The sequence below is a fragment of the Pseudomonas sp. 18.1.10 genome (genome assembly GCF_024655625.1).
Taxonomy (GTDB): domain Bacteria; phylum Pseudomonadota; class Gammaproteobacteria; order Pseudomonadales; family Pseudomonadaceae; genus Aquipseudomonas.
Map to the genome: position 1 here is coordinate 1 of NZ_JANLGL010000258.1, position 7,008 is coordinate 7,008.

General features: G+C 63.2%; 7 protein-coding genes. 3 read left to right on the forward strand and 4 right to left on the reverse strand.

From position 1 onward, the window contains the following. Positions 1-78: 78 nt before the first annotated feature. Genes NUV89_RS26180 through NUV89_RS26190 form a run of 3 tightly spaced genes read right to left on the reverse strand, consistent with a single transcriptional unit; the run spans position 79 to position 3,079 of the window. Positions 79-1,158: an extracellular solute-binding protein gene (locus NUV89_RS26180; RefSeq protein WP_257783602.1), complete on the reverse strand. Its 1,080-nt coding sequence runs from the start codon at positions 1,156-1,158 to the stop codon at positions 79-81. Further along, positions 1,155-2,036 (reverse strand): N-carbamoylputrescine amidase, encoded by an 882-nt coding sequence (gene aguB, locus NUV89_RS26185; protein ID WP_257783603.1) that lies wholly within the window; start codon positions 2,034-2,036, stop codon positions 1,155-1,157. Before aguB ends, NUV89_RS26180 begins: the two co-directional genes overlap by 4 nt. After that, positions 2,033-3,079, reverse strand: coding sequence for an agmatine deiminase family protein (locus NUV89_RS26190; protein WP_257783604.1), 1,047 nt, complete (start codon positions 3,077-3,079; stop codon positions 2,033-2,035). The genes aguB and NUV89_RS26190 overlap by 4 nt, the downstream gene beginning before the upstream one ends. A 134-nt stretch (positions 3,080-3,213) precedes the next feature. On the opposite strand from NUV89_RS26190, the gene NUV89_RS26195 reads away from it, so the two are divergent. Then, positions 3,214-4,080: a LysR substrate-binding domain-containing protein gene (locus NUV89_RS26195; RefSeq protein WP_257783605.1), complete on the forward strand. Its 867-nt coding sequence runs from the start codon at positions 3,214-3,216 to the stop codon at positions 4,078-4,080. A gap of 57 nt (positions 4,081-4,137) precedes the next feature. Beyond that, entirely contained in the window at positions 4,138-4,734 is a 597-nt protein-coding gene (locus tag NUV89_RS26200; protein WP_257783606.1) for a glutathione S-transferase family protein, read from the forward strand. Positions 4,735-4,896: 162 nt separating this feature from the next. Here the strand turns inward: NUV89_RS26200 and NUV89_RS26205 are convergent, their stop codons facing one another. Next, positions 4,897-5,664 (reverse strand): SDR family NAD(P)-dependent oxidoreductase, encoded by a 768-nt coding sequence (locus tag NUV89_RS26205; RefSeq protein WP_257783607.1) that lies wholly within the window; start codon positions 5,662-5,664, stop codon positions 4,897-4,899. Positions 5,665-5,801: 137 nt separating this feature from the next. Between NUV89_RS26205 and NUV89_RS26210 the strand changes: the two genes are divergently transcribed. Beyond that, complete coding sequence (locus tag NUV89_RS26210) at positions 5,802-6,950, forward strand: aldose epimerase family protein (protein WP_257783608.1); 1,149 nt, start codon at positions 5,802-5,804, stop codon at positions 6,948-6,950. Positions 6,951-7,008: the final 58 nt, after the last annotated feature.

The following is a 7,008-nucleotide window of genomic DNA, read 5'->3' on the forward strand; positions in this document are numbered from 1 at the left end:
AAAGCTTGGGAGCGCTGCGCACTCCAGCGGGAGCAAGCTCCCTCGCCACAAAAGCAGGCTCAGGGCACAAATGCATGCTTAGGGCGTTGCTGTCTTGAATTTAGTCCACACACGCATGCGTGCACGCATATCGGCCTGGGGAATGTCCTTGCCGGCGATCAACCGCGTGAAGGTGGCGGCATCGGGGTAGATCTCGGGGTTGTCGCGTAGGCTGGCTTCCACGTCCGGGCGGGCCTTGGCGTTGGCCGTGGGGTAACCGGTGAGGTTGGTGATGGCGGCCATGTTCTGCGGGCGCATCACGAAGTTGATGAACGCGTAGGCGTATTCCGGGTGCTGCGCATCGACGGGGATGGCCATGGTGTCCATCCACACCGTGGTGCCTTCGCGGGGGATGTGATAACCAAAGGTCACCGGCTTGCCGGCCGCGTCGGCGGCACGCTGGGCCTGGGTCATGTCGCCGCTGTAGCCGAGGGACAGGCACAGGTTGCCATTGACCAGATCGGTCACCGGTTGCGACTGGAACTTGCGGATATAGGGACGCACCTTGAGCAGCAGTTCGCTCGCCGCCGCCAGGTCCTCGGGCTTGGCGCTGCGCGGGTCGCGGCCCAGGTAGTTGAGCACCACGGCGAGGACTTCGTCCGGTGAGTCGATCAGCGAGATCCCGCAGTCGGCGAACTTCGCCGCCAGTTCCGGCTTGAACAGCAAGTCGAGGCTGTTGACCGGCGCGTTCGGCAAACGCTGTTCAATCTGCCGGGTGTTGTAGGTCAGGCCGATGGTGCCCCAGGTGTACGGCACGGTGGCCTGGTTGGAATGCACGTAGTGGCGGCGCAGCTGTTGCAGGCCCGGCTCGATATCCGCCAGCGCGGTGAGCTTGGCGGGGTCCAGGGTTTGCAGGCTGCCCGCGCGCATCAGGCGCTCGGCCACGGTGTCGCCAGGGAAGATCAGGTCGTAGCCGCTGCCGCCGGCCATCAACTTGGCTTCCAGGGTTTCGCTGCTGTCCATCACGTCGTAGATCACCTGGATGCCGGTTTCGGCGGTGAAATTGGCCAGGGTATCGGCGGCGAAATAATCGGCCCAGTTGTAGAGCTTGAGGGTTTTGTCATCGGCCGACGCGCAGGCACTGGTGAGGAGCAGCGCACAACTCAAGAGTATTTTCATGATGGGCGACCGTCGAGGGTGAGCAGGCTGGCATACATCTCCGGGCGACGGTCGCGGAAGATGCCCCAGGTCAGGCGCTCTTCGCGCATCGCCGTCAGATCCAGGCGCTGCACGAGCACGCCGGTGCTGTCGCGGTCAGCCTCGGCCAGCAACGCGCCCTTGTGGTCGCAGATAAACGACGAGCCGTAGAAGGCCATTTGCAGCGCCGGGTCGGTGGTCGCCACTTCGCGGCCGACGCGGTTGGCGGCCACCACCGGCAGGATATTCGCCGCCGCATGGCCGCGCATGGTCATTTGCCAATGGTCCCGCGAATCCAGGCTGGCACAGCCCGGCTCCGAGCCGATGGCGGTGGGAAACAGCAAAACCTCGGCGCCTTGCAACGCGAGGCAGCGCGCGGTTTCGGGAAACCACTGGTCCCAGCAGATGCCGATGCCCAGGCGCCCGAAAGCCGTGTCCCACACGCGAAAACCCGTGTCGCCGGGGCTGAAATATTCCTTCTCCTGATAGCCGATGGCGTTGGGGATATGGGTCTTGCGGTACACCCCCAGCAAGCGCCCATCGGCGTCCGCCACGCTGAGGGAATTGAAGAACGCGTTGCCGGCCTTTTCAAACCAGCTCAACGGCAGCACCACCCCCAGTTCCCTGGCGAGGGCGGCGAAGCGTTGGAGCACGCGGCTGTGGGCGTACTCCTCGGCCAGCGCCAAATGCTGGTGATGCTGCTCGATGCAGAAATACGGCGTGGCAAACAGCTCCTGCAGCAGGATCACTTGCGCGCCCTGCGCTGCCGCGTCCCGCACCAGTTGTTCGGCGCGGTCGAGGTTGGCGGGCAGATCCCAGGTGCAGGGCATTTGGGTGGTGGCAATCGTCAACAGGCTCATGGCTGCACCCACATCGGTTGTTGTTGGGTGATGCAATGCACGCCGCCGCCGCCATGGGCCAGGTGGTTGATCTGCACCGGGACGATTTCGCGACCGGGGAACGCCTGGGCCAGTACCTGCGCCGCCGCCTGGTCGGCCGCAATGCCATAGGCCGGCATGATGATCGCGCCGTTGGCGATGTAGAAGTTGGTGTAGGAGGCGCAGAACACTTCCGCCGCGCTGTCCACCGCATCGCTGGCTTCGTACAGCTCGATCAGCTCGAAGCGCCGGCCCTGGGCGTCGGTGGCCAGTTCGAGGGCGCGGCGGTTTTCGCGCACCACGTCGGCGTAGACCGAGCCCTGGTCGCGGGTGGCGTCTACCAGCAGAACGCCTGGGCGAGCGAAGGCGCAGACGCCATCGACATGGCCGTCAGTCATGTCGCCGGTGACGTGATCCGGGTCGCCGGGCAACCAGATGGTTTTGCGGATGCCCAGCAAGCGCGCGAAGATCGCCTCGATCTCGGCCTTGCTCATGCCGGGGTTGCGATTGGGGTTGAGCAGCACCGATTCGGTGGTAATCAGCGTGCCCTCGCCGTCGACATGGATGGCGCCACCTTCGTTGCTCAGCGCGGTACCGAAGCAGTCCAGCCCCAGGTGGTTGAGCACCCGGCGCGCCAGGCTTTCATCCAGCTCATGGGCCGACTTGCCGCCCCAGGCGTTGAAGCGCCAGCTGACCCCGGCCACGCCCTGTGGGTGGCAGATAAAGGTCGGGCCGGAGTCGCGGCACCAGCTGTCGTTGACCGCCTGCGGGATCAGCTCGATACCGGGGCCGCACAACGCCGTGGCACTGGCCAGCGCGGACGGGTCCACCAGCATCTTCACCGGTTCGAAGCGCGCGATGGCGTTGGCGACCCGTGCAAAGTCCTGCTGCACCTGGGCCAGGGTCACGCCCCAGGTGGTCTCCCACAAGGCTTGGTTGTGGGGCCAGACCATCCAGGTCGCCGCGTGGCGCGACCACTCCGCGGGCATCCATCCAATGCTGTTAGGAATTGTAGTGTGCTGCATGACAAGCCCCCTTCAATTAAGTCATTGTGTTCAGCGAAAACTGCCCACGGCGTCGTGTCATACATGCTACGCAGGCGCAAAAAGCCGAACAAACGATGAATTTTGTAGAAAACTGATTAGAGGAACTTATCAGCATGCTTAACCACTGGCCGCCCCTCGGCACCCTGCGCGGCTTTGAAGCGGCCGCCCGGCTGGGCAGTTTCCACAAGGCCGCCGAAGAGCTGCACCTGACCCAATCGGCGATCAGCCAACAGATCCGCAGCCTGGAGGCCTACCTGGAACAGCCGCTGTTTTTGCGCAGTGGACGCAGCGTCAGCCTGACCGACGCCGGCCACGACTTTCTCAGCACCACCCAGGCCCTGCTGCAACAACTGGCGGTGGGCGTACGGCGCCTGGGGCAGTACCGCAAGCCCAATCAGTTGGTGCTCAACACCACGCCAACCTTTGCACGGCACTGGCTATTGCCGCGCCTGGCCGACTTTCGCCAGCAGCACCCGGAGGTGGACCTGTGGATCTTCAGCACCGACGAAGTGCCCGACATGGCCAGCCAGACCATCGACCTGGCAGTGCGTGACGACATCAGCTCCCAGGCCGAATGCAGCTTCAAGGTGCTGCACGCCGACCGCCTGTTCCCGGCGTGCCACCCGCGCCTGCTCGACACGCCGCCGGCGCAGCGCACGACCCTGCATGGCGAGCGGGAAATGGACTGGAGCCACTGGGCGGTAGACGCCGGGATCGATGTGGGCCAGCAGGATCAGGGCCTGAACTTTTCCGACCCCGGCCTGTTGCTGGATGCGGTGTGCACGGGCCTGGGCATTGGCCTCGTCAGCCAGTTGCTCAGCCACCAGGCCCGCGCCGATGGCGTGCTCACGCCGTTGGTGGACGCGACGATTCGCGGGCCCAGCTGGGCGCTGCTGACCCACCGCGACAGTGAAAACGACCCACTGGCGCGCAGCTTTACCGCGTGGTTGCTGAGCCATTTGCAAATAGACGTGGCATAAGCCGCGCCCGTGCAATTACTCTCTTGGGCCAATGACGTTGAGAGCAATGGAGGCTTCATGAAACTGGTCGGCATGTTGGACTCGCCTTACGTACGCCGCGTGGCTATCTCCCTGGACCTGTACGGGGTGGCATTCGCGCATCAATCGCTGTCGGTGTTCCGCACCTTCGACGAATTTTCGCAGATCAACCCGGTGGTCAAGGCCCCGACGCTGGTGCTGGACGACGGCACAGTGCTGATGGACTCCAGCCTGATCCTCGATTACCTGGAAGCCCTCGCCCCGGCCGATAAAAAGCTGCTGCCCCAGGCCCCCGCGGCACGCGCCCGCGACCTGCAAGTGCTGGGCCTGGCGCTGGCGGCCTGTGAGAAGAGTGTGCAGATCGTCTATGAACACAACCTGCGCCCGGCCGAGAAGCTGCATGCGCCGTGGCTCGAGCGCATCAGCGGGCAACTGCTGGCGGCCTATGGGTTGCTGGACAAGCTCGTGGCCGGCGATGACACGCTGAACCAGGCAAGCATTACTGCTGCTGTGGCGTGGTCGTTCAGCCAGTACACGGTGGCGTCGGTGGTCGAGGCCGAGGCGTTTCCCAACCTGCAACGCCTGGCGGAGCGGTTGGAGCAGCATCCGGCTTTCAAGAAATACCCGATCGAATAGATCACCTGTTGGGTGAGTTTTTTGTGGGAGCGGGCTTGTGTGGGAGCGGGCTTGCTCGCGAATGCGGTGGGTCAGTCGACAAATTCGGTGACTGACACGCTGCCTTCGCGGGCAAGCCCGCTCCCACATTGGTCCTGTGTTGTCTGGAAGACTAGGCCTGGCTCAGACCCACCCACCATCCACAATAAAGTTCTGCGCCGAACACATCGCCGACGCATCCGAGGCCAGGAACAACGCCATATCGGCGATATGTTCCGGCAGCACACTGCCCGGCAAACATTGGCTGCGGGCAATCAGGGCCTTGGCGTCATCATCGACCCACATCGCCAGCTGCTTCTCGGTCATCACCCAACCCGGCACCAAGGTGTTCACGCGGATCTGGCTCGGCCCCAGTTCCCGTGCCAGGGCGCGGGTCATGCCGTGGGCGGCGGCCTTGCTGGCGGCGTACACCGGGTAGCCGGCCGAGGCCATCATCCAGCCGACCGAGCCGAGGTTGATGATCGCCCCGCCGCCCGCGCTTTTCATCATCGGCACCACGGCCTTGGCGGCGAAGAAGGCGTGCTTGAGGTTGACGCTGATGAGCTTGTCGAAGGTGTCCGAATCGACTTCTTCGAGGGTGTGGCGCACGTCATTCGCGGCGTTGTTCACCAGCACAGTGATCGGTCCCAGGGAGTGTTCGAAACGCGCGATGGCGGCCCGGTAGGCGATCTCGTCGGTGATGTCACAGTGCACGAACTCCACCGTGCGCCCCTGGGAACTCAACAGCGCGGCCAGGCGTTCGCCCTGGCTTTGCGCACGGTCCACAAAGCCGACCTTGGCGCCCTGCGCGGCGAAGGCGCGCACCATGAACTCGCCAATCCCCGAAGCCCCTCCAGAGATCAGGACGGTCTTGCCTTCGAGGTCGGGATAAACGGCGTGCTGGGTAGTCATAACGGCTTGCCTCACTTAATTAGTCTTATTTTATTTTGCATAAAAGGCGTTTAAGGCTATAAATCTGCTGTCGTATCGACAAAATATCGCACATTAGTAGAACTATTCCACTCAAAACAACAAAAGGAAGTTCGATCATGAAGCACCCTCGTTACCTGCTCTCGGGCCTGGCGATGTCCATGCTGATCGCCAGCGGTGGCGCCCAGGCGGCAGGCCTCAGCAGCGAGCACAAGCCTTTCGGCAAAACCAACGACGGCACCGCCGTCGAACAGTACGTGCTGCGCAACAGCCACGGCATGCAAGCCACGGTGATTACCTACGGCGGCGTGTTGCAGTCGCTGAAGGTGCCAGACAAACACGGCGAGGTCGAAGACGTGGTGCTCGGCTTCGACGACGTGCAGGGCTATCAGGCCGGCACCGCGTTTTTCGGCGCGACCATCGGCCGCTTCGGCAATCGCCTGGCGGGCGGTGCGTTTGAACTCGATGGCAAACGCTACCAGGTGCCGCTCAACGACGGCCCCAATGCCCTGCATGGCGGCGCCCAGGGTTTCGACAAGCACGTGTGGACCGCCACGCCAGTCAAGGCCAAGGACTCGGTGGGCGTGACCCTCACCTACCTGTCCAAGGACGGCGAGATGGGCTTCCCCGGCAACCTCAAGACCGAAGTCACCTACCGCCTCAACGACAACAACGAATTGCATATCGACTACAAGGCAACCACCGACAAACCGACGGTGCTCAACCTGACCAACCACAGCTACTTCAACCTCGCCGGCGCCGGCAATGGCGACATCCTCAAGCACGTCGCCACCCTGCACGCCAGCCATTACACACCGGTGAATGCCACGTTGATTCCCACCGGTGAACTGGCGCCGGTAAAGGGCACGCCGATGGACTTCCTCACACCCACGCCGATTGGCCAGCACCTCAAGGACGATCATCCGCAGCTCAAGTTTGCCGAGCCCAAACAAGGTGGGTTCGATTTCAACTGGGCCTTGGACACTAAAGGTGACGTGAAGCAACTGGCCGCCGAGGTGCATGATCCCGAGTCGGGGCGGCGCTTGCAGCTGTTTACCACGGAGCCTGGGGTGCAGTTTTATACCAGCAACTTTCTGGATGGGACGGTGAAGGGCAAGGCTGGGAAGACGTATCAGCATTGGAGTGGGTTTACGTTGGAAACCCAGCATTTTCCGGATGCGCCGAATCAGCCGGGGTTTGCGTCCACTCGCCTGAATCCTGGGCAGACCTACACCCAGAACACAATCTTCAAGTTCACCGCGGACTAAAACTGTGGGAGCGGGCTTGTGTGGGAGCGGGCTTGCTCGCGAATGCGGTGTGTCAGTC

Coding starts and splice junctions, on each gene's coding strand:
- NUV89_RS26180 (WP_257783602.1), bottom strand. CDS start 1,158: ATGAAAATACTCTTGAGTTGTGCGCTGCTCCTCACCAGTGCCTGCGCG.
- aguB (WP_257783603.1), bottom strand. CDS start 2,036: ATGAGCCTGTTGACGATTGCCACCACCCAAATGCCCTGCACCTGGGAT.
- NUV89_RS26190 (WP_257783604.1), bottom strand. CDS start 3,079: ATGCAGCACACTACAATTCCTAACAGCATTGGATGGATGCCCGCGGAG.
- NUV89_RS26195 (WP_257783605.1), top strand. CDS start 3,214: ATGCTTAACCACTGGCCGCCCCTCGGCACCCTGCGCGGCTTTGAAGCG.
- NUV89_RS26200 (WP_257783606.1), top strand. CDS start 4,138: ATGAAACTGGTCGGCATGTTGGACTCGCCTTACGTACGCCGCGTGGCT.
- NUV89_RS26205 (WP_257783607.1), bottom strand. CDS start 5,664: ATGACTACCCAGCACGCCGTTTATCCCGACCTCGAAGGCAAGACCGTC.
- NUV89_RS26210 (WP_257783608.1), top strand. CDS start 5,802: ATGAAGCACCCTCGTTACCTGCTCTCGGGCCTGGCGATGTCCATGCTG.